A 24,263-nucleotide genomic window follows, 5' to 3' on the forward strand; every position below is an offset into this window, starting at 1 on the left:
GACCGGTTACAACTGTTGCCAGCCGCCCAGGTTCAGGTCCGTGATCGTCACGGGCTGGCCCGTGGCGAGGGACTGGTTGGCGGCGATGCCCACGGCAACGGCTCGTACGCCGTCGTTGACGTCGGCGGCGCGGGCCAGCGGGTCGTTGGTCGGCCCTACGAAGAGGTCGGTGTACAGCAGGCGGTCACCGCCGCCGTGACCGCCTTCGCCGCGCGGGATCTCGACCTCGACCGCCGTGGCCCAGTGCTTCTGCAGGACCAGTCGCTCGCCGTTGGTGCGAACATCACCGGCGATCACCCGGTCGGACGGGTAGCTCGGGTCGATCTGGTCGTCGACGACCGCGGCACGTTCGACAACCTCCAACTCGGCCCGCCCGAGGGTGCCGTTGACCGACACCTTGTAGCCCTCCCACGGCGAGTGCGCGTTGAGCGAGTAGCTCAGCCGCGCCCCGTTCGCGTACTCCGCGATCACGGACATGTTGTCCTCGATCGTGATCCCCGGCCCGAACACGTCCTGGTCGCGCAGGTACCCGTCGTACTTCTCGCTCTCGTAGTACAACTGCCGGTTCGTGTCGTCGTTGCGTAGGTCAAGCAACCACGGGTCGTTGGCCGAACCATCGACCGTACCGCGGGCCGGTCGTTGCCCGAGGCCCCGAGCCGCCGCGTTCTCGTCGCCGTAGAAGAACAGTCCACCGGACGCGAAGACCCGCGTCGGCGACGACGCGATCCACCAGTTCACCAGGTCGAAGTGGTGGGACGCCTTGTGGACCAGCAGACCGCCCGAGTTCAGCTTGTCGCGGTGCCAGCGGCGGAAGTAGTCGGCGCCGTGCCGCGTGTCGAGCACCCACTGGAACTCGACGCTGGTGACCTGGCCGATCTCGCCGTCCGCGATCACCTGCCGGAGCGCGCTGTTGCGCGGCGAGTAGCGGTAGTTGAACGTGACGACGACGGACTTGCCCGACTCGTTCATCGCGTCGACGATCTGCCGCGTCCCCTCGGCGTTGATCGTCAGCGGCTTCTCCACGATCACGTCCGCGCCGGCGCGCAGCAGCTGCGACACGACCGACGCGTGCGTGTAGTCCGGGCTCGTCACGACGACCCGGTCCACGGACTGCTCCTTGACCATCCGCTCCAGGTCGTCGGCGCCGTACTGCGGGAGCTCCGGGCCGCCGAGCTCGGTGACGAGCCGCTGGTGGAACGCGAGCCGTCCCGGGTTCGGATCGAGCAGGGCGACGAGCTCGGCTTCCTCGGGGTGCGCCTGGAACATCGCGCGGATGTACGACTGGGCCCGCGATCCGGTCCCGGCGACGGCATAGCGTCTGGCCACGGCGGTCTCCTTCTACTCGTGTAGATGACACACGCTAGCAATCGCTTTCCGGCGCGGTCAACCGTCGTACCATCACTGCATGCCGAAGGAGCCGGTCACGCGCAACGACGTGGCGGAGTACGCCGGGGTCAGCACGGCCGTCGTCAGCTACGTCGTCAACGAGGGCCCGCGCAAGGTCGCGCCCGAGACGCGCGAGCGGGTACTGGAGGCGATCCGCGCCCTCGGCTACCGGCCGAACGCGACTGCGCGGGCGCTGCGGATGGGGACGACGCGGACGTTCGGGCTGATCACGCCGGACGGCGGGAATCCGCTGTTCGCGGAACTCGCGAAGGCCATCGACAAGGCGGCCGGCGCGCGTGGGTACTCCGTACTCCAGACGAGCACGGACGGCGACCCGGCGACCGAGCGAGCCAAGGTCGCGGAGCTGCTGACGCGGCGCGTGAGCGGGTTGCTGCTGGTCGCGCCGAGCGAGGACCCCGAGCTGATCGATGCCGGGGTGCCGGCGATCGCGATCAACCGGGTCCTGCCGACAATCAGCTCGGTCCGCCCGACCTATCGCGAGGGCGCCCGCCGCGGCGTCGAACACCTGATCAGCCACGGCCACCGGTTGATCGGCCTGGTCATCGGCGGCTCCGGGAGCTCGGTGATCGGCGCAGCGCCGCACGCTCGTCCGGAGCGAGAGCTGGGCTGGGCGGATGCTCTCGAGGCGGCCGGATTGCCCGAGGGACCGATCGCCCGGGCGACCTTCTCCCGCGAGGGTGGCTACACCGCGGCCCGGCGATTGCTCGAGGCCGACCAGAGGCCGACCGCCATCTTCGCGAGCTCAGACCTGCAGGCCATCGGCATCCTGCGAGCCCTCCACGAAGCCGGGCTCCGCGTTCCCGAAGAGGTCGCAGTCGTGGCGTTCGACGGCACCCCCGAAACCGAATACACCTGGCCACCGCTCACCGTGGTCCGCCAGCCCCTCGAACACCTGGCCCACGAAGCTGTCCACCGCCTGATCGAAGGCGAGGAGGCTGTCGAGGCGCTCACCCTCCCAACAGAGTTGATCCTCCGTCGGTCCTGTGGTTGCCCCTAGAGGGTGCCGACGTCTTCGAAGATGAGGGCTGTGCGGGTGGCCAGCACCTCGGGGATGGCTTGGAGCTTTTCGAGGACCAGGCGGCGTAGGCCTTCGTTGTCGGCCGCCCGGACCAGGAGGATGGCGTCGAAGTCGCCGCCCACCAGGGCCATGTGCTTGATCTCGGGGATCGCCTGGAGCTGTTTGCGAAGGGTCCGCCATGAGCTCTGGCGCAGACTCAGCGTGACGTACGCCGACGTCGCGAGTCCCAGCCGGAGCGGGTCGACCGTCACCGTGAAGCCGGTGATCACGCCGGTGTTCGTGAGCCGCTCGACCCGCGCATAAGCGTTCGCCCGGGAGATGTGCACCTCGTCCGCCAGGGCCCGGATCGAGAGCCGTCCGTCGCGCCCGAGCGCCTCGATGATCTGTCGATCGATCTCGTCGAGCGCGGGAGCGACGACAATCTGTCCAGGACCGGCCCGGTGGACCATCATCTCGTCAGACATTCTGCGCCCCAATCTCCACGCTTGACATCAAACGTCTCGCGATTCTCCCAGCTATAGATCCACTTGGCCAGAAGGCAGGACGATGTGGCTACCGTCCGTCTCCTGCGCTGGAGGGTCCATGACCACCGTCGAGGAGCAGTTGCTCCCCTCCGCGGAACCCGTCTGTCTGATCGATCAGCACGGCGTACCGCATGACAACCCGTCGTACGAGCTGCCCACCAAGGAAGCTCTCCTCGACGGCTACACAGAGTTGATCCGCGGCCGCCGCTTCAACGACCAGGCGAGTGCGCTCGTCCGGCAGGGCCGGCTCGCGGTCTACCCGTCCTCGCACGGGCAGGAGGCCTGCCAGGTCGCCGCGACGATGGTCCTCCGAGAGGGGGACTGGCTGTTCCCGACGTACCGCGACTCGGTGTCGATCGTGAGCCGCGGCGTCGACCCGATCGAGACGCTGACACTGCTCCGCGGCGACTGGCACTCGGGCTACGACCCGTACGCGCACAAGGTCGCGCCGCAGGCGACCCCGCTCGCGACGCAGCTGCCGCACGCGGTCGGCGTCGCGCACGCGGCCCGGCTCAAGGGCGAGGACACGGTGGTGATGGCGCTCGTCGGCGACGGTGGGACGAGCGAGGGCGACTTCCACGAGGCGCTGAACTTCGCGGCCGTGTTCCATGCGCCGGTCGTGTTCTTCATCCAGAACAACGAGTACGCGATCTCGGTCCCGCTCGCCAAACAGAGTGCCGCGCCGTCCCTTGCACACAAGGGCATCGGGTACGGCGTCCCGGGAGAACGGGCCGATGGCAACGATCTCGCCGGCCTGCTCGCGGTCTTGAGGACGGCGGTGGACAAGGCCCGCAACGGTGAGGGACCGCAGCTGGTGGAGGCGCACACGTACCGTGTGCAGGCGCACACCAACGCCGACGACGCGACCCGGTACCGCCAGGACGACGAGGTCACGCCGTGGCTGGACCGCGACCCGATCCAGCGGCTGACGGCGTACCTCGAGCAACAGGGCTGGCTGGACGACGAAACCCGTCAGCGCGCAGAAGCCAAGGCCGTCGAGGTGGCCACGCAACTGCGCGACGGGCTGATGCCGGAGCCCGAGGTGGATCCGGCCGACCTGTTCAAGCACTTGTACGCCGAGGAGACCCAGCAACTGCGCGAGCAGGCGGCGTTCCTGCGCGACGAGCTGGCGCGAGAGGAGGCCTGACGCCATGACGCACACGAAGATCTCGATGGCCCAGGCGCTCAACCAGGCGTTGCGGGACGCGATGCACGCCGACGACACGGTCGTGATGTTCGGCGAGGACGTCGGCGCGCTCGGCGGCGTCTTCCGGATCACCGACGGGCTGACCGCGGAGTTCGGCGAGAATCGTTGCTTCGACACCCCGTTGGCCGAGGCCGGCATCGTCGGGATGGCGGTCGGCATGGCGATGAACGGGATGCGCCCGGTCGTCGAGATGCAGTTCGACGCGTTCGGGTACCCGGCGTTCGAGCAGGTCGTCTCGCACGTCGCGAAGATGCGCAACCGGACCCGCGGCCGCGTCCAGCTGCCGATGGTGATCCGGATCCCGTACGGCGGCGGCATCGGCGGTGTCGAGCACCACAGCGACTCGTCCGAGAGCTACTTCGCGCACACACCCGGGCTGACCGTGGTGACGCCGGCAACGGTCGCGGACGCCTACGGACTGTTGCGTAAGGCAATCGAGTTCCCGGATCCCGTTGTATTCATGGAACCGAAGAAGCTCTACTGGGCCAAGGAAGAGGTCGACCTCACCGAGGACCAGCCCGGTATCGGCACGGCCGTCGTACGGCGTGAAGGCGCCGACGCGACGTTGATTGCCTACGGCCCCGCGTTGCCGGTCGCGCTCGAAGCGGCCGAGGTCGCGGCGGCCGAAGGGCGTCAGCTGACCGTGGTGGATCTGCGTTCGGTGGTGCCGTTCGACGACGAGACGGTGTGCGCGGCGGTACGGCGTACCGGCCGGGCCGTCGTGGTCGCCGAGTCGAGCGGGTTCGCGAGTGTGTCGTCCGAGATAGTTGCCCGGGTCACCGAGAAGTGCTTCCACTCGCTGGCCGCGCCGGTGAGGCGGGTGACCGCGTTCGACATCCCGTTCCCGCCGCCGAAGCTGGAGAAGTACCAGCTGCCGAGTGTCGACCGGATCCTCGACGCGGTCGACGACCTGCAGTGGGAGGACTCGTGAACACCTTCCTGCTTCCCGATCTCGGTGAAGGGCTGACCGAGGCGGAGATTGTTCGCTGGCTGGTGAAGGTCGGCGACGTGGTCGTCGTCGACACGCCGGTCGCGGAGGTCGAGACGGCGAAGTCGATCGTCGAGCTGCCGTCGCCGTACGCCGGCGTCATCGAGGAGCTCCACGGCGAACCCGGTACGACGATCCCGGTCGGCAAGCCGCTCATCACGGTCGGCGATCCGGCGGGGAAAGCGTACCGCGAGGAAGAGCGCGCCGGTTCGGGGAACGTGCTCGTCGGCTACGGCACGACCGAGCTGTCCGGCGCGGGCCGGCGTCGCCGGCCGCGGCTTTCCGGAAAGAAACTGCCACCCGTTGCCGAAAATGTTCCGCAGAGGCGGGTTCCGCTGGTGATCTCGCCGCTGGTACGGCGGTTGGCGCGCGATGCCGAGGTCGACCTGCGCACGCTGGACGGCACTGGTCCAGACGGCTTGATCGTCCGCCGCGACGTGGAACTGGCCATCGCCCGCCGCACCCAACTGGAGCCGACCGCCGTCCCAGCCGCAGTCGCCTCACGCACCGGGCTCGCGGAGTTGCGCCGTACGCCGATGAGCGGCTTCCGTAAGGCCGTCGTCGCCACGCTGACCCGCAGCCGCGCCGAGATCCCCGAGGCCACCACCTGGGTTGATGTGGACGCGACCGCACTCGTCGACCTGCGTGCATCGTTGCGCTCAGCAACAGACCCTGGACCGGGCCTGCTCGCTCTGATGGCGCGCTTCGTCGTCGCCGGCCTGCTCAAGTACCCCGAGCTCAACGGGTACGTCGACACCGAGCGCGAGGAACTCGTCCAGTACGACGGCGTGAACCTCGGCCTGGCCGCGCAGACGGACCGCGGTCTCGTCGTACCGGCCGTCGCCAACGCGCACACGATGACGACTCGTGGACTCGACGTCGAGATCCGCCGGCTGACCGAATCCGCCCGGGACGGCAGGCTGACCCAGCAGGAGCTGACCTCCGGGACGTTCACGCTGAACAACTACGGCAGCTTCGGTGTCGACGGCAGCGCGGCGATCATCAACCATCCACAGGTCGCGATTCTCGGCGTCGGCCGGATCATCGACCGCCCGTGGGTGGTGGACGGCGAACTCGCCGTCCGCAAGCTCACCCAACTGTCGCTCGTCTTCGACCACCGCGTCTGCGACGGCGGCACCGCAGCCGCCTTCCTCCGCTTCATCGCCGACGCCTTCGAGAACCCAGCTTCGGTCTTCGCAGATCTCTAGCGCACGTCTTAGGAGAGTTGGCGCGGTCTGAGGCCGACCAGGATGACTCGGAGGCCGGAGGCGAAGCGAGCCTCCGGGCCGGAGCGGCTTTTGCGGTTGAGGTACGCGGCGAGGTGGCCGGCGTCGACGCCCATCCGGCCGGCCGACTCGGTGGCCCAGCGGGCGTCGTTCAGCCCGCTGCGGCGTACGACGGAGAGCCAGGCCGAGTCGGTGACCGCGGAGCCGACCAGGTAATGGAAGATCGCCGACACCGCGGCGTCCAGGTGCGTTCCCTTGAAGCCGGCCGCGTCCAGGACGGACTCGACCCGGTCGATGAGCGCGTTGTAGTTCGGCCCGAGCCCGCCGTGGGAGGCCAGTAGCCGCGCCGCCCACGAGTGCTCCCACAGCGCGTCGTACGCCGCCTGGACGACGGCCGTGACGTGGTCGCGCCAGTCGCCGCGCTCGGGTCGGGGGACGAGCGCGGCCGCGAAGATCTCGTCGACCACGAGCTCGAGCAGGTCGTCCTTGGTCGCGATCCGCCAGTAGAGCGCCGACGTCGCGGCCGCATCCAGCTCCGCGGCCATCACCCGCATGGAGAACTTGTCGAGGCCCTCGCGGTCCAGCACCCGGATCGCGGTCCTGACGATGTCGTCCCGGCTCAGCCGCGCCCGCGTCGGCTCCGGCTCGTCCCGCAGCCACACCGAGCCCAGCACCGAACGCCGATCCGCTTCTCGCACTAAAACAGTGTGTCACAAACAAACACACCGTTTCACGCGACCAAAGTCGGCCGGACGGCGACCTCCGTACGACGACCAGCGCCGCGTGCCGGCGAAGACTCGAAGCCATGACCGCAATCAACCGGGCCCAGTTCCTCCGCCGCGCCGCCGCCCTCGGACTGATCACCACCGCGGGCATCACGACGACCGCCGCCGCGGCGAGTCCCAGGCTCGCCCTGAGGGGCGTCGCGTACGACACCGGCGGCGGGCCGGCCGAGGAGGACAGCCGGGCGCGCTGGCGCAACAGCACGATGCGCGGCGAGATCCACGCCATCCGGCGCCGGCTGCACGCGAACTGGGTGAGCGTCTACGGCAGCGACGTACGACGCCTGATCGACACCGCGACCGCCGCGCTGGAGGAGGGGCTGGTCGTGTCCATCCAGCCGCGCTCGTTCGACGAGCCGCAGGAGGCGGAGCTCGAGAAGCTGCGCAAGGTCGCGGTCGAGGCCGAGCGGCTGCGGCGACGGCACGACCGGGAGGTGATCCTCGTGGTCGGCTGCGAGTTCATGCTGTTCACGCCGGGGATCGTGCCGGGAGCGACCTTCTTCGAGCGTGTCGAGTACCTGACCAAGGGCGAGTACGACATGGCCGAGCTGCAACGGAAGTTCCGGGCGTTCGTCGCGCGGATGGTGGATGTTGCCCGCAGCAACTTCGACGGCCGGATCACGTACGGCGCCGCGTCGGATCTCGAACAGGTGGACTGGTCGATCTTCGACATCGTCGGGCTGGACTACTACTCGTACCACGCGAACCGTGCCGACCACACGAAGGAGCTGGCGCGGTTCCGCCGGTGGGGCAAGCCGATCCTGATCCTGGAGTTCGGCTGTTGCACGTTCACGGGTGCGGCCGAGCTGGGCGGGATGGGGTGGGACATCGTCGACTACAGCGGCGACGTCCCGGTCATCCCACCGAAGTACGTCCGCAACGAGCAGGAGCAGGCGGACCACCTGGCCAACATGCTGGGTGTCTTCACCGATGAGGGGTTCCTCGGCGCATCGCCGTACACCTTCATCTCACCTGACGCTCCACACCGGCCGCACGACCGTCCCCATGACGAGGACATGGCCGCGTTCAGTCTGTGCAAGGTGCTACGGATGCAGGACGGCGACCCGGCCTCGCCGTACCACTGGCTGCCGAAGAAGTCTTTCCATGCGGTCAGTGCGTTCTATCGGCACCAGGGGTCGTGACAGTCTGCGGGGATGAGCTCCACACACTTGGGTGTCTACAGCGACTGGATCGAGCACTCTACAGCGCCGACCGTACGGGAGTCCGCACAGCCAGCGGCGGATCAGGTTCGCGAGATCGTGCGGCGGATGGTGTCGACCGCCGGTGACGACGACGGGCCTTCCGACGTACGCATCGAGCGGCGCTGGACTGCCGACGGGCTGGTAGGCGAGGAGATCTCGTACTCTGTCGGCTTCGGCCCCCGGACGCGTGCGCGACTGCTGAAACCCGCCGACGCCGACGGACCGCTGCCCGGCGTGCTCGCTCTGCACGGCCATGACGGGTTCAAGTACTACGGCCGCGAGAAGATCGCCGACACCGACGAGCCGCCCGCGGCAGAGGTGCGGGAACTGCGGGACCAGCTCTACGAGGGCCGCGCTTTCGCGAACGATCTGGCGGCGGAGGGGTACGTCGTACTCGTGCCGGACGCATTCGCCTGGGGGAGCCGCCGCTTCCCGTTGGCGGAGATGCCGTCGCAGGTCCGGGCGGACGCGGTCGACGGAGACGCCGCCGCTTACAACGCTGCTGCTGGCCGGCACGAGCATCTGGTCGAGAAGTACTGCACGATGCTCGGTACGACGTTTGCCGCGGTCATCGCCAGGGAGGACCTGATCGCCCTCGACTACCTGCGTGGCCGCGACGACACCACTGACAGGACCGCAAGCATCGGACTGTCCGGTGGCGGCTGCCGCTCTGCCCTGCTGCGAGCGGTGAGCGGCGACCTCACCGCTGCCGTTGTGGTCGGGATGATGGGCACCTACAACTCCCTGCTCGACCAGAACGTCGTGTCGCACACCTGGATGCTGATGCCCCGCATGTTCCCGCCGGAGCTCGACTGGTCGGACGTCGCCGCCTGTCAGGCCCCGGCGCCACTCCTGGTGCAGTACAACCGGCAGGACGCACTGTTCCCGCTGGACGGGGAGGTGGCGGCCGATGAGCGGATCTCGGCGCACTACGCCGCCGCCGGATCCTCAGCGTCGTACGTCGGTCAGTTCTTCGACGGGCCCCACAAGTTCGACCGGACGATGCAGACCGCCGCGTTCGCCTGGCTGCGCGACGTCCTTGCGGTCCAGTAGGCCGGAGATGAGAGCGACGAGCAATCCGGAGACAGCGAGGGCCGCGCCGACCCAGTTGGGGGCGGTGTAGCCCAGGCCGTGCTCGATGGTGAGTCCACCGAGGTATGCACCGGCTGCGTTGCCCAGGTTGAACGCCGCGATGTTGGCTGCGGACGCCAGCGCCGGGGCGCCCTTCGCCTTGTCCATCACACGTTTCTGCAGCGGAGCGACAGTGGCGAAGCCGGCAGCGCCGAAGAGGGCGATCGTCACGGCAGATGGGAGTTTGGCGTGGGCGGTGAACACGAAGGCGACCAGCACAGCGGCTAGGAGTGCCAGGATCAAGTAGAGACTCGGCATCAGCGATCGGTCTGCTGCCTTGCCGCCCAGCAGGTTGCCGACGACGAGCCCGGCGCCGAACAGCACCAGCAGCCAGGTCACTGCGCCTGCCGAGAAGCCCGCGACGCCGGTCATCATCGGTGCGATGTAGGTGAAGGACGCGAACACTCCGGCGAAGCCCAGCGCAGTCATAGCGAGCGCCAGCCACACCTGAACGTTCTTGAACACAGCCAGCTCGGTCCGCAGCCCCGGCCCTTCAGCAGTGCTCTGTCGCGGCACGAGGAACACGATGCCGAGCAAACCGACCACACCGAGCGCAGTGACAGCCCAGAACGTCGAACGCCAACCGAAGTGCTGCCCGAGCGCAGTCCCACCCGGTACGCCGAGCACGTTGGCCACTGTGAGCCCGGTGAACATCAGCGCGATCGCACTCGCCTGCTTCGCCTTCGGCACGAGCGACGCGGCGACCACCGATCCGACCCCGAAGAACGCCCCGTGGGACAGCGCCGCCACGATCCGCCCGGTCATCAGAACGCCGTACGACGGAGCGAGCGCGGACAGCAGGTTGCCCGCGATGAACACGCCCATCAGCGCGATCAGCACGGTCTTGCGGGAGACCTTCGAGCCGATCGCGGTGAGCAGTGGAGCGCCGACCACCACGCCGAGCGCGTAGCCGGAGATCAGCAGGCCGGCGGACGGGATGCTGACGCCGAAGTCGGTCGCGACCTCCGGCAGCAGGCCCATGATGACGAACTCGGTGGTGCCGATCCCGAACGCACCGATTGCCAGGGCGAGCAGGGCTGCGGGCATGACTCGACTTCTCCCTCGAATGTAGTCTTATGACTGTTACCGGCGTGCGCGATAGTTGCACACGCGGGCTATTGCACAAGCGCTATGATTGCGCATGCAAGCGTGAAGTTCAAGTGGAGGTGTCGTGGGACTACCGGATGACGCCGCGGAGGCGCGGGCGCAGGGGTGGCGCACCCTGGCGGCGCTGCACGCCCGGATCGAGGACGAGCTCGAGCGCGCGCTGCAGAAGCAGCACGGCCTGTCCGTGAGTGAGTACAGCGTGCTGGACGTCCTGGCGCGGCAGGACGACTACCACCTGCGGATGAACCAGCTGTCCAACGCTGTGGTGCTCAGCCAGTCCGCCACTACCCGCCTGGTGAACCGGCTGGAGGACCGCAAGCTGCTCGAGCGGTACCTGTGCCCGACGGACCGGCGTGGCATCTACACCGAGGTCACCGAGGCCGGCCGCGAGCTGCTCGACCAGGCGCAACCGACGCACGACGCCGTACTGACCTCCGCACTGAAGAACGCCTCCGAGCTGCCCGAGCTCTCGCCGCTGGTCGACGCCCTCGGGAAGCTGTCGCTGGCGGTGTGACATGGCGCGCCGGTGGGACAACCGCAAGGCCTACTACTGGCTGATGGGCAGCTGCCTGGCCCTGATCGGGCTGGCCTGGTTCGTGGTCCGGCTGTTCTCGATCCCGGTTGCGATCGGGATGAGCGCGGTCGCCGCCGTACTGCCGCCGATCGCCGTCATCGTGGCGAACTGGGGTCACGATCAGCGCTGACGCGCGCATCCGCGGGTGTCGGGTCGAGGTAGAGGTGCCGCACCATCGGGAACGCCTCCCGCACCCGTACGTCGACCTTCTCGGCCAGCTGTTCGACAGCGGCGCCTGTGGTCTCGGAGTCGTCCAGGTCAACGCTGGCAACGACCAGGACCTGATCCGGCGCCAGCTGCAGCGTGAGCAGATCTAGTACGTCGTCGATGCCCGGTGTGCTCGTGATCAGCTGGCGCAGTTCGCGCTGGGTGTCGACCGGCAGCGCGCGTCCGATCAGCATGGTCTTGTTGTCCCGGCCGAGCGTGAAGGCGACCACGATCAGCAGCAGTCCGATCGCGATCGACGCGGCGCCGTCCCAGATGTGATTGCCGGTGACGACTGCCAGGGTCACTCCGGCCGCAGCGATGAGCAGTCCGATCAGGGCGGCCGAGTCCTCGAACGCCACGGTCTTCACGGCCGGCTCGGCCTCTCGGAGCTGCGTGAGGAACGGGACGCCGGCCTCACGAGCCTCGCGCCGGAGCTGGAGCACCGCCCGGAGCCAGGAGGTTCCCTCGAACACGAACGAGATCCCCAGCACCGGATAGATCACCGCCAGGGCAGCGATCGGCGAAGGCGCGACGATCGAGCGCAGGCCCTCGGTGATCGAGAAGCCGGCGCCGAGGACGAGGATGCCGACTGCGGCGAGCAGGGACCAGAAGTACCGCTCCATGCCGTAGCCGAACGGGTGCCGGGCATCGGCCGGCTTGCGGCTGCGGTGCAGCGCGGCCAGCAGGAACACCTGGTTCAGCGTGTCCGCGACGGAGTGCGCTGCCTCGGCGAGCAGCGCGGTGGATCCGGACAGCAGGCCGGCGACGATCTTGGCGATCGCGATCGCCAGGTTCGCCGTACCGGCCACGAGGACTGTTGCGTCCGACTCTTCTTCCGCCATCACCTCCGCGTGCCCGCGGCGTCGTCACCCCAAACGAGGATGTCGATGAACGCTGCAGCCAGTGGGTCGGGCTCGCCGCGGGTGTACGCCGTCAGCGTGCGACGCAGTGGTGGGTCCAGGTGGAGGACGCGGCTGTCTCTGGGGAGGCCGATGTTGTCGGGGACCAGCGCGGGGCCGAGCCCGGCTGCGGCAAGAGCCGGTGCGGCGGCGGTCTGCTCCGTGCGTACTGCGATCCGCGGCTCGAAGCCTGCCTGCGCGCAGGCGTGGTCGAGGACGTCCGCGAGCCCGTGACCTGGGGCGTAATGGACCCACGCGCGGTCGGCCAGGTCCTGCAGCTTGATGGTGTCTCCGCTGGCTGCGGGATCGTCGGAGGCGACCACGACGACGAGCTCTTCGGTGCCGAGCGTCCGCGTGACGCCGGACCAGTCGCTCGGCTCGGGTCCGACGGCGAGGTCGGCTTCGCCGGCGTTCATCGCCTCGATGAGCTCCTCGGTATGGCGGTGTTCGAAGAGCCGGATGCCGACGTCGGGATGCGTCTGTCGCCACCGGCGGAGCGCGGCAGGGAGTACGCCGAGGGTGATCGAGTAGAGCGTGGCGATCTGCAGCTCGCCGACCTCGAGCCCCGCGGCCTGACGGGCGGCGCATCGGGCGCGCTCGGCGTCGGCGAGGGCGGCTCGCGCGTGCGGGAGCATCGCGCGGCCGGTCGGGGTGAGGCGGACCGTGCGCGGAAGTCGCTCGAGCAGGGGGCTGCCGGCTGAGCGTTCGAGCGTGCGGATCTGGTGCGAGAGCGCCGGCTGGGTGACGTGCAGGAGCTCGGCCGCCTTGGTGAAGGAGCTTTCGTCGACGACCGTGACGAAGTACTCGAGCTGCCTGAGTGTTGCCATGATCTGAGCTTATGGCTTCGGTGAAAACAATGCCTTGGTTTTATCCGCGCAGGTCAGTAAGGCTGTTGGCATGGAGAGCGTCGCATTGGTCGTGGGTGCCCGGGGTGTCATCGGGACGAATCTGGTCGAACATCTGGCCTCGCTGCCGGACTGGCGGGTGATCGGCCTGTCCCGTCGCGGCGGTGTCGACGTACCCGGTCGGGTCCGGCATGTCGGGGTCGATCTGCTCGATCCGGACGACACGCGGACCAAGCTTGCGAGCCTGACCGACGTGACGCACGTGTTCTATGTCGCCTACCAGGACCGGCCGACCTGGGCCGAGTTGGTGGCGCCGAATCTGGCGATGCTGGTGAACGTCGTGGACGCGATCGAGCCGGTCGCGCGCGGGCTTCGGCACGTCAGCCTGATGCAGGGCTACAAGGTGTACGGCGCGCACCTCGGGCCGTTCAAGACACCGGCCCGGGAGGACGATCCGCCGCATCTGCCGCCGGAGTTCAACGTCGACCAGCAGCGGTTCCTGGAGGAGCGGCAGCAGGGCAAGGCGTGGACCTGGTCGGCGCTGCGGCCGTCCGTCGTCGGCGGTGCGGCGTTGGGGAATCCCATGAATCTCGCGGTCGCGATCGCCGTGTACGCGTCGATCTCGAAGGAGCTCGGCGTACCGCTGCGCTTCCCGGGCAAGCCGGGCGCGTACGACGCGCTGCTCGAGCTGACCGATGCCGGTTTGTTGGCGAAGGCAACGGTCTGGGCGGCGACCTCGCCGGCCGCGGCGAACCAGGCGTTCAACATCACGAACGGCGACCTGTTCCGGTGGAACGAGCTGTGGCCGCGGTTGGCGGCCTGGTTCGGTCTCGAAGCGGCGCCGCCGCTGCAGATGTCGTTGCAGGACGTGATGGCCGACAAAGAGTCGCTCTGGAAGGAGATGCAGGCCGCGCACGGACTGGCCACGACGTCCTTCGCCGAGGTGTCGTCGTGGCCGTTCGCGGACTTCGTCTTCGGATGGGACTACGACTTCTTCGCCGACTCGTCGAAGGCCCGGCGTGCCGGATTCCACGAGTACGTCGAGACCGAGCAGATGTTCTACGCCATCTTCGCCGAGTTGCGGCGGCAGGGGATCATTCCCTGATCAGTCGCCGCGCAGATCGGTGCCATGGGTGCGGAGGAAGTAGATCGGGTCGGTGTAGGTGCCGGGGAGTTTGCCGAGCGACTGGATGACCGTCGACGGTCCGTTGGCGTGGCTCATGGCGTACAGGTACGCCGTACCTGCGTCCTTGTCGACGCCGATGAGCAGTGTGCTCACCTGGCCGCAGCGCTGGGCCACGAGGTAGTCGAATGCTCCCCAGGTCCCTGAACGGACCTGCTTGACCACAGGGGTCATCGCCTTGGTCAGCGGCAAGCGGATCGTGTACAGCGCCCCGCCTCGGGTCGTGGCCAGGAACGTGTCGTACGTCGTGGACTGGCCGAGCAGCGCCCACGTCTTCACGGCACTGAAGCCACCCGTCTGCCCGGTCGGCGTCCACCCGAAGCTGTTGATGACCCAGCGGCGAACGGTCCCGTTGCTGAGCCCGTAGAACTGGTTGCGCGCCGTCCGCCGATCAGGGTCGACCGAGAGCCCGATCGCGGAGTACGGACCCCAGCCTGCGCTGATCTGCGTGAAGGACGGGTTGGCGGGCTCGGCGGTGTTGGAGTTGTACGACGCCTGCCCGATGACGTTGCTGCTGGTGACGACGATGCCGGACTCCAGCGACGGCAGGTTGCTGCTCCAGTTCCAGATCGTGCTCAAACGAGCCTCGCCGGTGCCGAAGACGGTGCGAGCGCCGGGAGGGCACGCAGGAGCTTCATGTGGGTCACCAGTCCTCTCAGTGAGGTTGATGCGCGCAACGGATCCGAAGTTACCGCCTCGATGTGGCATGCTCCGGGCTGTGACGGCGATGGGTGCGGGAAAGCTGCTCGGGACCAACCTGCGGGCGCGGCGGGACGAGCAGGGCATCTCGCTGTCCGAACTGGCGCGCCGGTCCGGGATCGCCAAGGGCACGCTGTCGCAGCTGGAGTCCGGTGCGGGCAACCCCACGATCGAGACAGTGTTCAGTTTGTCGAACGCTCTGGGCGTACCGGTGTCCGCTCTGCTGGCCGAGTCGCCGGCGTCGGACCTGGTCCTGGTGCGGTCCGCGGATGTCGACGTACTGTCCGGTGAGGCGATCGATCTGCGGATGCTGCGGCGGCTCGAACACCCGGGCGGGTTGTTCGAGATCTACAACCAGGAGATCCGGCCGGATGCGGTCCAGCACTCCGACGGACACCCGGGCACCGAGCACCACATCGTCCTGGCTGGTCGGCTGCGTGTCAGTACACATGGGCAGACCGAGGAACTGGGGCCTGGCGACTACCTCGCGTTCCGGGCGGCCGGACCGCACGGCTACGAGGCTGTCGACGGCCCGGTGCGGTCGGTGCTGCTGCTCGAATATCCGCCGGATGTGTACCCGACGGCGGCCGGCGGGCCGCATTTGCCGGGATAGTTCCGGAAGAAGTCCGGGGGAGGTCCGGTTGAGTGCATTGACCGGTCGCCGGAACCGCGCGTACTCTCGATATCGTTCATTTTAGCGAACGTCTTCGAGGAGAGTTGTCATGCGCCGGTCCGCGACACCCGACGTGGTGGTGGTCGGCGCGGGCATGGTCGGGGCGGCCTGCGCGGAGGCGTTGTCGGCGGCCGGCGTGCGGGTGCTGGTCATCGACCGGGACGGGCCGGCCGCGGGGACGACGGCGTCCGGCGAGGGCAATGTGCTGGTCTCGGACAAGGAGCCCGGGCCGGAGCTCGACCTCGCAGTTGCGTCGCGAGCCGAGTGGGACGTGGTGCGTGGGCGCTTGCGCGAGGACATTGCCGATATCGAGTGGGAAGCCAAGGGCGGCGTCGTGGTGGCGACGGGTGATCCCGAGCCGTTGACCGCTTTCGCGGCGAAGCAGCAGGAGGCCGGGGTCGCGGCGCAGGTGATCACGCCGGCCGAGGTGTTCGACCTCGAGCCGCTGATCACGCCCCGGGTCGCGATCGGCGTGCACTACCCGGACGATGCGCAGGTGCAGCCGGTGCTGGCTGCGACGGCTCTGCTGGCGACCGTCCGGGAGCGCGGTGGCGAGGTGAGATCGGGGGTCACCGCGCTCGGCGTGCGGCAGTCGCGTGGTCGCGTGGTCGGTGTGGACACCTCGGACGGCGATATCGCCTGTGGGGCGGTGCTCAACGCGTGCGGGCCGTGGGCCGGTGCCTTCGGCGCGGCGGCGGGTGCGCCGATCGAGGTGCTGCCACGCCGCGGGATGATCCTGGTGACGGCGCCGTTGCCGGAGTCCGTGCGCCACAAGGTGTATGACGCTGACTACGTCGGCGCGGTCGGCAGTGGCGATGCCGAGTTGCAGACGTCCACGGTGGTCGAGTCGACGCGTGCCGGGACGGTGCTGATCGGGTCGAGCCGCGAGCGGATCGGGTTCGACGAGGCGGTTCGGGTGCGGGTGCTGCGGGAGCTTGCGCGGAAGGCGGTCGGGCTGTTCCCGTTCCTCGGCGATGTGCCGGTGATGCGGGCGTACGGCGGCTTCCGTCCGTATGCGCCGGATCATCTGCCGGTCATCGGTGCGGATCCGCGGGTGCTCGGGCTGTGGCATGCGACCGGTCATGAGGGCGCGGGGATCGGGCTCGCGCCGTCGACGGGTCGACTCGTCACCGAGCTGTTCCTCGGCCTGACGCCACATGTCGACCCCGCACCGTTCCGCGTCGACCGCCCGGCGGTGATCGCGTCATGAGCGCCTACCTTCGACCCCGCTCCGGCGATCCGGCCGAGGTCGGTGCGCCGCCTGCCGTGGACGTCACGGTGGATGGGCATCCGGTCACGGCTCATGCCGGTCAGACCGTGGCCGCCGTACTGCTGGCGAACGGCCGCGACACGTGGCGGACGACTCGCGTCCACAACCGTCCGCGCGGGACCTTCTGCGGGATCGGGGCGTGTCAGGACTGTCTGGTGACTGTCAACGGTCTTGCCGACGTGCGGGCGTGTCAACGGACGATCGCGACCGGCGACGCGATCACGACGCAAACCGGGGCGGTGCTGCCTGCGGCCTCGGTGTCCGAGCCGGTTATGCATCCGCCTGCAGCCGCGGAGGTTGTCGTCGTGGGTGCTGGTCCGGCGGGTGTCGCGGCCGCGCTTGCTGCTGCGGACGCCGGCGCGGAGGTGCTGCTGGTCGACAACGGCCGGGCGATCGGCGGTCAGTACAACCGGCAGCTGCCCACCGAGTTCGGCGCGCGGCGGCCGGATCGGCTTCAGCACGAATGGAGGACGTTCGCGGCTCAGCGCGAGCTGCTCAGCAGTCATCCGCGGATCGCTTATCTCCCGGAGACTTCGATCTGGGCGATCGAGCACCTTCGTCTGTGGGCGCAGCAAGGCCCGGCGGATGCGGCGGGCCGGCAGCCGTTCCCGATCGACGCGAAGGCCGTGGTGCTGGCGACGGGCGCCTATGACCGTGTGCTTCCCTTCCCTGGCTGGGATCTGCCTGGTGTTTACACCGCCGGCGCGGCCCAGGCGCTGGCCAAGGGGCAACGCATCGCGATCGGGCAACGCGTCCTGGTCGCGGGCACCGGCCCGTTCCTGCTCCCGGTGGCCGAGTCCCTGCTCGGTGTCGGCGCGGATGTCGTCGCGCTGCTCGAGGCCAACTCGCTGCCCACCGTTCGCAAGGGCTGGTCGACCGATCCGTTAGTTGCCCCCAGCAAGCTTCGGGAAGCCGTCGGGTACGGCGCGTTGCTGGCCCGGCATCGCGTCCCGCTCCGCCACGGCTGGACGGTGATCGCCGCGCACGGGACGTGTCACGTCGAAGCCGTCACCATTGCGCGGCTCGACTCCAACTGGCGCCCGGTTCCCGGGAGCGAACGCCGGATGGATGTCGACGCGGTCTGCGTGGGCTTCGGGTTCACCGCCAACCTCGAGCTCGCGGTCTCGGCCCGCTGCAACCTCACCACGGGTCCTGACGGCGGCCCGGCGGTCGCGGTCGACGGCAACCAGCAAACGACCACCTCAGGCATCTACGCCGCGGGTGAGCTGACCGGCATCGGCGGTGCCGCGTTGTCCAGCGCAGAAGGCGCTTCGGCCGGTGCCTCAGCAGCTCGGCACGCACGTGGTGGTGAGTCTCCTTCCGTGGACTCAGCAGCTGTCACGCGCGGGCGACGGTTTGCGGCGGCGTTGGCCAAGGCGTACCCCGTGCGGGACGGGTGGAAGAGCTGGAGTACCGCGGACACGATCATCTGCCGCTGTGAGGAAGTCACGCGGGGAGAGCTCGAAACTGTCGCCGGAGAGCGCGGTCTCGACGACGGCCGGGCAATGAAGCTCAGCAGTCGCGCGGGGCTGGGGATGTGTCAGGGGCGGGTGTGTTCGCGCACCGTTGCCGCGTTGCTGGCCGCGCCGGGCGACGTACCGAAACCAAGCATGAAACGACCGATCGCCGTACCAGTGCGGCTGCGCGATCTGGCCCAAGCCGAGGAGGAGCTATGAGCGAGAAGTTGGACGGCGTGATCGTTGCGACCGCGTTGCCGTACGCCGAGGACGCGTCGGCGCCGGCGGGGTTGCGCCCGGACCTGGACAAGTACGCCGAGCACTGCCGCTGGCTGGTGGACAACGGCTGCCGGGGCGTCGGGCCGAACGGGTCGCTCGGTGAGTACTCGTCGCTGACCGACGACGAGCGGCGGGCGGTGGCGAGGACCGCGATCGAGGCGGTCGGTGACGACGGTGTCGTGGTCGTCGGCGTACACGGTGTCGGGTCTCACCAGGCGCGCGCGTGGGCGGAGAAGGCAGCCGAGGACGGAGCCGACGGCGTGCTGTGCCTGCCGCCGACGATGTACCGGGCGAACCGTGGCGAGGTGATCAACCACTTCACCGAGGTCGCGAAGGCCGGGCTGCCGGTGATGGTCTACAACAACCCGCTCGACACCAAGGTCGACCTGACCCCGGACCTGCTCGCCGAGATCGCCGGGATCGAGAACGTCGTCGCGGTGAAGGAGTTCTCCGGTGACGTCCGCCGGATCCTGGAGATCCGTGAACTTGCGCCGGACCTCGCCGTGATCGCCGGCGCTGACGACCTCACGCTCGAGGCGCTGCTGATGGGTGCGACCGGCTGGTTCGCCGGCTTCCCGAACGTGTTCCCGAAGGAATCGGTCCGTTTGTACGACCTGGCTCTGGAGGGCAAGCTGGAAGAGGCCCGCGCGCTGTACGAGCCGCTGGTCGCCGCGTTCCGCTGGGATTCACGGACCGAGTTCGTCCAGGCGATCAAGTACGGCATGGACTACGTCGGCCGGTACGGCGGACCGTGCCGCCCGCCGCGCGGACCGCTCGTCCCCGAGCACGTAGCCCAACTGGAGCAGGACATGAAGAAGGCAGTGGAGTCGTTGGCATGAGGTCCGTCCGGACGATCTCCGCGATCGACTCGCACACGGAGGGCATGCCGACCCGCGTCGTCACCGGCGGGGTCGGCGTGGTCCCGGGTGCGACGATGGCCGAGAAGCGCGAGTACTTCATCAAGCACCTGGACGACCTGCGGTTGTTCCTGATGAACGAGCCGCGTGGTCACGCCGCGATGAGCGGGGCGATCCTGCAGCCGCCGACCCGCTCCGATGCGGACTGGGGCGTGCTGTACATCGAGGTCTCCGGTCTGCTGCCGATGTGCGGTCACGGCACGATCGGCGTCGCGACCGTGCTGGTCGAGTCCGGCATGGTCGAGGTGACCGAACCGGTCACGCAGGTCCGGCTGGACACACCCGCGGGGCTCGTCGTCGTAGACGTTGCCGTGAGCAACGGTCGCGCGGAGCATGTGACGTTACGCAACGTCCCGTCGTACTCGCATGCATTGGACGCTTCGGTTGACGTGCCCGGACTGGGGAAGGTCACGTACGACCTGGCGTACGGCGGGAACTTCTACGCGATCCTGCCGTTGGAGCAGCTCGGGATCCCGTTCGACCGCGCGGAGAAGGACCGCATCCTGCAGGCCGGTCTGGACATCATGGACGCGATCAACGCGACGGATCGCCCGGTCCATCCGCTCGACCCGGGGATCAATGGCTGCAAGCACGTCCAGTTCACTGCGCCGGGTGGAGACGGCGCGGACTCCCGCAATGCGATGGCGATCCACCCGGGCTGGTTCGATCGCTCACCATGTGGCACGGGTACGTCGGCGCGCATGGCCCAGCTGCACGCCCGTGGCGAGCTCGCGCTCAACACCGACTTCGTCAACGAGTCCTTCATCGGCACCCGCTTCACCGGCCGCCTGATCGAGGAAACAACCGTCGGCCCACACCCGGCTGTCGTCCCCACCGTCACCGGTCGGGCCTGGATCACCGGCACCGCCAACTACCTGCTGGACCCCGATGACCCGTTCCCGACCGGCTTCGTGCTCTAGTGCCAGATCGAAGCGAGCTCGACAACCTCGAGCTCGCCGAGAGTGCAGTCCGCTCCGGACGCGGTGAGCGTCAGCCCGAGGTGACCCGGCTGCACACAGGCCGTCAAAGACGCCTCACCGTCGTTCGCAAACACCTCGACCGACGTCGTATCCACGACGATGTCGAGCTTCCTCACCTCGCCAATCGTCGGCTGCTCCGCCACGGTGCCGGTCTGTCGTTCGGCCGCGGGGGCGTGCGGGTGGTCGGGCGGGAGTAGGGCGATGCTGCGGGAGGTCACGCTGACTTGTGTGCCGTAGATGTTGAGGGTCAGGGTGCCGGCTGGTGCGAGGGTGACGTCGCAGGTGATGCGGAGCAGCGGCGATGCCGTGCCTAGCTGCCACGGGCTTCCCGGTGAAAGGACTCGGGCGGGCCAGTTGTGCCGGGTCCGCGAGAGGCGTTCTAGTTCGGGCATCGGCTTGCGGAACATCCGCAGGCCGGCTGCGGTGCGGTGCAGGGTCAGGTCGCAGGGAATGCTTACCTGTTGGTTGAACGGCATGTTCGGGTAGCGGCCGCCGCGCATCCAGGCGACCTGGACCCGGCGAGGAGCCGTCCCGCTGCCCGCAGCCCAGCTCTGGGTTGCGTAGAAGTGTGGTCCGCCGTCGACCTGCAACTGTGCGGTCTCCTCGACGAAGAACTTCCCGTCGAAGGAGCCGATCGAGTACCGGCCGTCGCCGCGCACGAGGACCCACCGCGTCTCGTCCGAGCCATCAACTCCGAGCTCGAAGAAGTCCGGGCATTCGAAGCTGTCCGAGATCGAGCTGTCCAGCGACTCCCAGTGCAGCAGGTCGTCGGAGCGCAGCAGCTGATAGCGATCGTCGCCGTACAGCACCATCACCCACTGTGCACGCCGGTGATCGCGGAACACCATCGGGTCCCGCTCCGGCAGGTCCATGATCGGGTTGCCGGCGTAGTGCGTCCAGGTCCGGCCGCGATCCAGGCTGTACGAGACGCACTGCGACCGGTTGTCGTTGCGCGACCAGAAGGCGACCATCGCCGGACCGTCGCCGTGCGCCGCGAGACCTGAGGTGTTGTCGACGTCCACGACGCAGCTGCCCGACTGCACGCCGACGTCGAGGGACTCCTCGAAGAACGCCGGCTCCAGCTCGGTCCAGTGCACCAGATCGTTGCTGACGGCATGGATCCAGCACTTGTTCCAGCGCTGCGCGAACAGGTGGTACTCGCCGTCGTGGAAGACCAGCCCGTTGAGGTCGTTGAGCCAGCCCTCCTCGCGTTCGACCGGGTTCAGCCGGTGCATCGCAAACTGCCGGGCGGTGAAGTGGAGCTGTGGTCGCAGAGCTTCCCGGTACAACGGGGATTTCGCGACCACGACGGCCGGCGTCGAGCTCAGGACGATGTCGCTCACGCGGACATAGCCCCACTCGCCGTCCGCTTCGTCGACGACCTCCAGGTGGGCATCCTGGCCGAGCCAGTCGGTCAGGTCGAAGGTCGCCGCATGCAGGCGCTCGGTGGCGCGGCCGGTCTCAGAGCGCACCACCCGCCCGTTGACGACGACGTTCAGGCAGGTTTTGTACTCGTAGTCGCCGCCGCAGATCTGGAAGTTCAGGTACGGCTGGGAGACGACGAACGGCGCCGAGACCAGCCGCCCCGGCGTGGACGTGGTGAAGTCGCCGATGACGACATCGGCGGAGAGGCCGGTCACGGGGCGTCAGCGGTGGAGCTTGCCCTGCCAGCCGGTGGGCACGTTGCCGCCCGGGACCGGCTGGTTCTCCGGGTGGGCGACCGGCGGGGCCAGCTCGGGGCCGTTGTAGTACTCGGCCTCGCCGTAGTGCCAGAACCAGTCCTCGCCCGGTTCGAAGCTGCGGACGATCTGGTGACCGGTCTCGGCCGCGTGGTGGGAGGCGTGCTGCTCGGGGGAGGAGTCGCAGCACCCGATGTGACCGCACTCCGCGCAACGGCGGAGATGGAACCACCAACCGTCGGCTGCCAGGCACTCGACACAGCCGGTGCCGCTCGGAGGGACAGAACTGTCGATGCCCGGGATTCCAGAACTCGCCGTCATACCGCACATCCTCGCCCGTCCCCGCTCCCCTCACAAGCAAGGCCCTACTCGGGCCAGGCGGAGTTCTTGATGACGTCGACGAAGTCGGTGTGGTGGAAACCCGGGACGAAGTGTTCGAGGACGTCGGACTTGACGTTGCCGAACGTCGTCTCGGGCCGGTCCCGGATGCCCTCGGTGAAGGCGGCGAGGATCTGGTTCTTGAAGTCCGGACGCGGGTGCGCGGCGACGACGGCATCGCGCTCCGCGTCGGTGATCACGTCGTACCCGAGGCCGAGGACGTCGAGTTCGACGCCGCGGGTGACGAGCGCGACCTCGGCGGGGAGGTGGAGCGGGATCTCCGGCGTCGTGTGCAGCGCGATGGCCATCCACACCCGGTCGGCTGCCTCGCCGGTGACGCCGTGCTCGTGGAGGAAGCGCCGGGCCTCGTCGGCGCCGTCGATCTCGAAGCGCTGGTCGATCCGGCGGTAGCGCTCGGTCAGGCCGAGGTCGTGGAACAGTGCGCCGACGTATAGCAGCTCGGCGTCGTACTCGAGGTCCTTGCCGCGGAGGGCGCCGAACAGGAACACCCGGCGGGAGTGGTCGAACAGCAGCGGGGACGCGACGTCGCGGACGAGTTCGGTGGCCTCGCGAGCCAGGGCGCTGTCGGGGATCCGGATCCCAGCGATGGTTTCGGTCATGACTCCAGGTTCGCGGTGCGGGTTACGCTGCTGCCATGTCCAATTCGCCATCTCAACCACAGATTCGGACACACCGAGTCGCGTTCGTGGTGTACGACGGGGTGACGCTCCTCGACGTGAGCGGACCGCTCGAAGTGCTCCATCAGGCCAATCGGGGCGGCGGCCGGTACGACACCGTGCTGGTGTCCGCGTCGGGCGGACAGGTGACGACGGCGTCGGGCGTCGTACTCGCGGGGGTGATCCCGGTCGCGGAGGTGGGTGCGGTCGACACGGTGGTCGTAGCCGGTGCCGATCACCTGGTCGAGGCTGTGCCGACCGAGGTGGCCGGGCTGACACGGGCGCTTGCGGACAGGGCTGAGCGGGTGGCGTCAGTGTGCAGCGGGGCGTTCGTACTCGCGGCCCTCGGCTTCCTCGACGACCGGCGGGCGACGACGCACTGGCGGCACGCGGCCGCGATGGCGCGGCAGTACCCGAGGGTGGACGTCGAGCCGGATGCGCTGCACATCACCGACGGGCGGTACGTGACGTCCGCGGGCATCAGCGCCGGCATCGACCTTGCGCTCGCTCTCGTCGAGGCTGACCACGGCCCCGACCTCGCACGGGCAACCGCTCGCGAGTTGGTGGTCTTCCTGCAGCGGCCGGGTGGGCAGTCCCAGTTCTCGACAGCATTGGACACCCCACCGGCTCGAAGCGATCCGCTGCGGGCGGTGGCCGAGGCCGTGGTGGCGGATCCCGCGGGCGACCACACCCTGCCGAACCTTGCGGCATCCGCGGCCGTCAGTCCGCGGCATCTGACTCGTCTGTTCCAGAGCGAGTTCCAGACCACGCCAAGTCGCTGGGTCGAGCGAGTGCGTCTCGACCGGGCTCAGCAGTTGCTGCTCGACGGCCACAGCATCACCAAAGCAGCTCGGCTCAGTGGGCTTGGCAGCGACGAGACCCTGCGACGTGCGTTCGCGAGACATCTCAGCATCACGCCGACGGAGTACCTTCGCCGCTTCCAGACAGCGTGAG

25 protein-coding genes are annotated in these 24,263 nt (G+C 68.7%); 15 read left to right on the top strand and 10 right to left on the bottom strand.

The genetic code is table 11. From position 1 onward, the window contains the following. Positions 1-6: 6 nt before the first annotated feature. Positions 7-1,326, bottom strand: coding sequence for a Gfo/Idh/MocA family protein (locus tag ABT313_RS44380; RefSeq protein ID WP_350867085.1), 1,320 nt, complete (start codon positions 1,324-1,326; stop codon positions 7-9). Positions 1,327-1,405: 79 nt separating this feature from the next. On the opposite strand from ABT313_RS44380, the gene ABT313_RS44385 reads away from it, so the two are divergent. Then, positions 1,406-2,404 (top strand): LacI family DNA-binding transcriptional regulator, encoded by a 999-nt coding sequence (locus ABT313_RS44385; RefSeq protein WP_350867087.1) that lies wholly within the window; start codon positions 1,406-1,408, stop codon positions 2,402-2,404. On the opposite strand, the gene ABT313_RS44390 is transcribed toward ABT313_RS44385, so the two are convergent. Then, positions 2,401-2,889 carry an Lrp/AsnC family transcriptional regulator gene (locus tag ABT313_RS44390; RefSeq protein WP_350867089.1) on the bottom strand — a complete coding sequence of 163 codons (489 nt, stop codon included), beginning with the start codon at positions 2,887-2,889 and terminating at the stop codon, positions 2,401-2,403. The two genes, ABT313_RS44385 and ABT313_RS44390, sit on opposite strands and share 4 nt — an antisense overlap. 118 nt (positions 2,890-3,007) lie before the next feature. On the opposite strand from ABT313_RS44390, the gene ABT313_RS44395 reads away from it, so the two are divergent. Genes ABT313_RS44395 through ABT313_RS44405 form a run of 3 tightly spaced genes read left to right on the top strand, consistent with a single transcriptional unit; the run spans position 3,008 to position 6,352 of the window. Next, a complete protein-coding gene (locus ABT313_RS44395; protein WP_350867091.1) occupies positions 3,008-4,096 on the top strand; it encodes a thiamine pyrophosphate-dependent dehydrogenase E1 component subunit alpha in 1,089 nt (362 codons plus the stop codon). A 4-nt stretch (positions 4,097-4,100) separates the two neighbouring features. Continuing rightward, positions 4,101-5,087 carry an alpha-ketoacid dehydrogenase subunit beta gene (locus tag ABT313_RS44400; RefSeq protein ID WP_350867093.1) on the top strand — a complete coding sequence of 329 codons (987 nt, stop codon included), beginning with the start codon at positions 4,101-4,103 and terminating at the stop codon, positions 5,085-5,087. After that, positions 5,084-6,352 (top strand): dihydrolipoamide acetyltransferase family protein, encoded by a 1,269-nt coding sequence (locus ABT313_RS44405; RefSeq protein WP_350867094.1) that lies wholly within the window; start codon positions 5,084-5,086, stop codon positions 6,350-6,352. Before ABT313_RS44400 ends, ABT313_RS44405 begins: the two co-directional genes overlap by 4 nt. Before the next feature lie 8 nt (positions 6,353-6,360). On the opposite strand, the gene ABT313_RS44410 is transcribed toward ABT313_RS44405, so the two are convergent. Further along, on the bottom strand, positions 6,361-7,068 hold the full coding sequence (locus ABT313_RS44410; protein WP_350867096.1) for a TetR/AcrR family transcriptional regulator: 708 nt from the start codon (positions 7,066-7,068) through the stop codon (positions 6,361-6,363). Positions 7,069-7,175: 107 nt separating this feature from the next. On the opposite strand from ABT313_RS44410, the gene ABT313_RS44415 reads away from it, so the two are divergent. Both ABT313_RS44415 and ABT313_RS44420 read left to right on the top strand, forming a co-directional pair. Then, positions 7,176-8,294 (top strand): glycoside hydrolase family 113 protein, encoded by a 1,119-nt coding sequence (locus ABT313_RS44415; RefSeq protein ID WP_350867098.1) that lies wholly within the window; start codon positions 7,176-7,178, stop codon positions 8,292-8,294. A gap of 12 nt (positions 8,295-8,306) precedes the next feature. Then, positions 8,307-9,407, top strand: a complete 1,101-nt coding sequence (locus tag ABT313_RS44420; protein WP_350867100.1) for a dienelactone hydrolase family protein — start codon at positions 8,307-8,309, stop codon at positions 9,405-9,407. On the opposite strand, the gene ABT313_RS44425 is transcribed toward ABT313_RS44420, so the two are convergent. After that, complete coding sequence (locus tag ABT313_RS44425; RefSeq protein ID WP_350867102.1) at positions 9,303-10,532, bottom strand: MFS transporter; 1,230 nt, start codon at positions 10,530-10,532, stop codon at positions 9,303-9,305. The two genes, ABT313_RS44420 and ABT313_RS44425, sit on opposite strands and share 105 nt — an antisense overlap. Before the next feature lie 124 nt (positions 10,533-10,656). Here ABT313_RS44425 and ABT313_RS44430 point away from each other — a divergent pair, with 124 nt between their 5' ends. Then, entirely contained in the window at positions 10,657-11,106 is a 450-nt protein-coding gene (locus tag ABT313_RS44430) for a MarR family winged helix-turn-helix transcriptional regulator (protein WP_137256382.1), read from the top strand. Position 11,107: 1 nt separating this feature from the next. Further along, positions 11,108-11,296, top strand: coding sequence for a DUF3099 domain-containing protein (locus ABT313_RS44435; protein WP_137256383.1), 189 nt, complete (start codon positions 11,108-11,110; stop codon positions 11,294-11,296). Here the strand turns inward: ABT313_RS44435 and ABT313_RS44440 are convergent. Both ABT313_RS44440 and ABT313_RS44445 read right to left on the bottom strand, forming a co-directional pair. After that, positions 11,262-12,215, bottom strand: a complete 954-nt coding sequence (locus ABT313_RS44440) for a cation diffusion facilitator family transporter (RefSeq protein ID WP_350867105.1) — start codon at positions 12,213-12,215, stop codon at positions 11,262-11,264. The two genes, ABT313_RS44435 and ABT313_RS44440, sit on opposite strands and share 35 nt — an antisense overlap. Beyond that, the gene (locus ABT313_RS44445; RefSeq protein ID WP_350867107.1) at positions 12,215-13,099 is read right to left on the bottom strand and encodes a LysR family transcriptional regulator; all 885 of its coding nucleotides are present in this window, start codon (positions 13,097-13,099) and stop codon (positions 12,215-12,217) included. Before ABT313_RS44445 ends, ABT313_RS44440 begins: the two co-directional genes overlap by 1 nt. Positions 13,100-13,169: 70 nt before the next feature. Here ABT313_RS44445 and ABT313_RS44450 point away from each other — a divergent pair, with 70 nt between their 5' ends. Beyond that, on the top strand, positions 13,170-14,222 hold the full coding sequence (locus ABT313_RS44450) for an SDR family oxidoreductase (protein WP_350867109.1): 1,053 nt from the start codon (positions 13,170-13,172) through the stop codon (positions 14,220-14,222). On the opposite strand, the gene ABT313_RS44455 is transcribed toward ABT313_RS44450, so the two are convergent. Next, complete coding sequence (locus ABT313_RS44455; protein ID WP_350867110.1) at positions 14,223-14,879, bottom strand: hypothetical protein; 657 nt, start codon at positions 14,877-14,879, stop codon at positions 14,223-14,225. A 127-nt stretch (positions 14,880-15,006) separates the two neighbouring features. On the opposite strand from ABT313_RS44455, the gene ABT313_RS44460 reads away from it, so the two are divergent. From ABT313_RS44460 to ABT313_RS44480, 5 genes are all read left to right on the top strand, one after another. Next, positions 15,007-15,612 (top strand): helix-turn-helix domain-containing protein, encoded by a 606-nt coding sequence (locus ABT313_RS44460; protein WP_350867112.1) that lies wholly within the window; start codon positions 15,007-15,009, stop codon positions 15,610-15,612. A gap of 109 nt (positions 15,613-15,721) precedes the next feature. Beyond that, positions 15,722-16,882 carry an NAD(P)/FAD-dependent oxidoreductase gene (locus tag ABT313_RS44465; RefSeq protein ID WP_350867114.1) on the top strand — a complete coding sequence of 387 codons (1,161 nt, stop codon included), beginning with the start codon at positions 15,722-15,724 and terminating at the stop codon, positions 16,880-16,882. Next, positions 16,879-18,618 (top strand): 2Fe-2S iron-sulfur cluster-binding protein, encoded by a 1,740-nt coding sequence (locus ABT313_RS44470; RefSeq protein WP_350867116.1) that lies wholly within the window; start codon positions 16,879-16,881, stop codon positions 18,616-18,618. The genes ABT313_RS44465 and ABT313_RS44470 overlap by 4 nt, the downstream gene beginning before the upstream one ends. Continuing rightward, positions 18,615-19,517 (top strand): dihydrodipicolinate synthase family protein, encoded by a 903-nt coding sequence (locus ABT313_RS44475; protein ID WP_350867118.1) that lies wholly within the window; start codon positions 18,615-18,617, stop codon positions 19,515-19,517. The genes ABT313_RS44470 and ABT313_RS44475 overlap by 4 nt, the downstream gene beginning before the upstream one ends. Further along, entirely contained in the window at positions 19,514-20,515 is a 1,002-nt protein-coding gene (locus tag ABT313_RS44480) for a proline racemase family protein (protein ID WP_350867120.1), read from the top strand. The genes ABT313_RS44475 and ABT313_RS44480 overlap by 4 nt, the downstream gene beginning before the upstream one ends. Here the strand turns inward: ABT313_RS44480 and ABT313_RS44485 are convergent. From ABT313_RS44485 to ABT313_RS44495, 3 genes are read right to left on the bottom strand one after another with little or no spacing between them, the layout of a single operon-like run. Continuing rightward, on the bottom strand, positions 20,512-22,215 hold the full coding sequence (locus tag ABT313_RS44485) for a glycoside hydrolase family 32 protein (RefSeq protein ID WP_350867121.1): 1,704 nt from the start codon (positions 22,213-22,215) through the stop codon (positions 20,512-20,514). The genes ABT313_RS44480 and ABT313_RS44485 overlap by 4 nt on opposite strands. 6 nt (positions 22,216-22,221) lie before the next feature. After that, the gene (locus ABT313_RS44490; protein WP_350867123.1) at positions 22,222-22,575 is read right to left on the bottom strand and encodes a UBP-type zinc finger domain-containing protein; all 354 of its coding nucleotides are present in this window, start codon (positions 22,573-22,575) and stop codon (positions 22,222-22,224) included. A gap of 44 nt (positions 22,576-22,619) precedes the next feature. Continuing rightward, entirely contained in the window at positions 22,620-23,252 is a 633-nt protein-coding gene (locus ABT313_RS44495; protein ID WP_350867124.1) for an HD domain-containing protein, read from the bottom strand. Between the two features lie 35 nt (positions 23,253-23,287). On the opposite strand from ABT313_RS44495, the gene ABT313_RS44500 reads away from it, so the two are divergent. After that, positions 23,288-24,262 carry a GlxA family transcriptional regulator gene (locus tag ABT313_RS44500; RefSeq protein ID WP_350867126.1) on the top strand — a complete coding sequence of 325 codons (975 nt, stop codon included), beginning with the start codon at positions 23,288-23,290 and terminating at the stop codon, positions 24,260-24,262. Position 24,263: the final 1 nt, after the last annotated feature.

It is taken from the genome of Kribbella sp. NPDC000426 (genome assembly GCF_040300265.1).
Lineage (GTDB): Bacteria > Actinomycetota > Actinomycetes > Propionibacteriales > Kribbellaceae > Kribbella.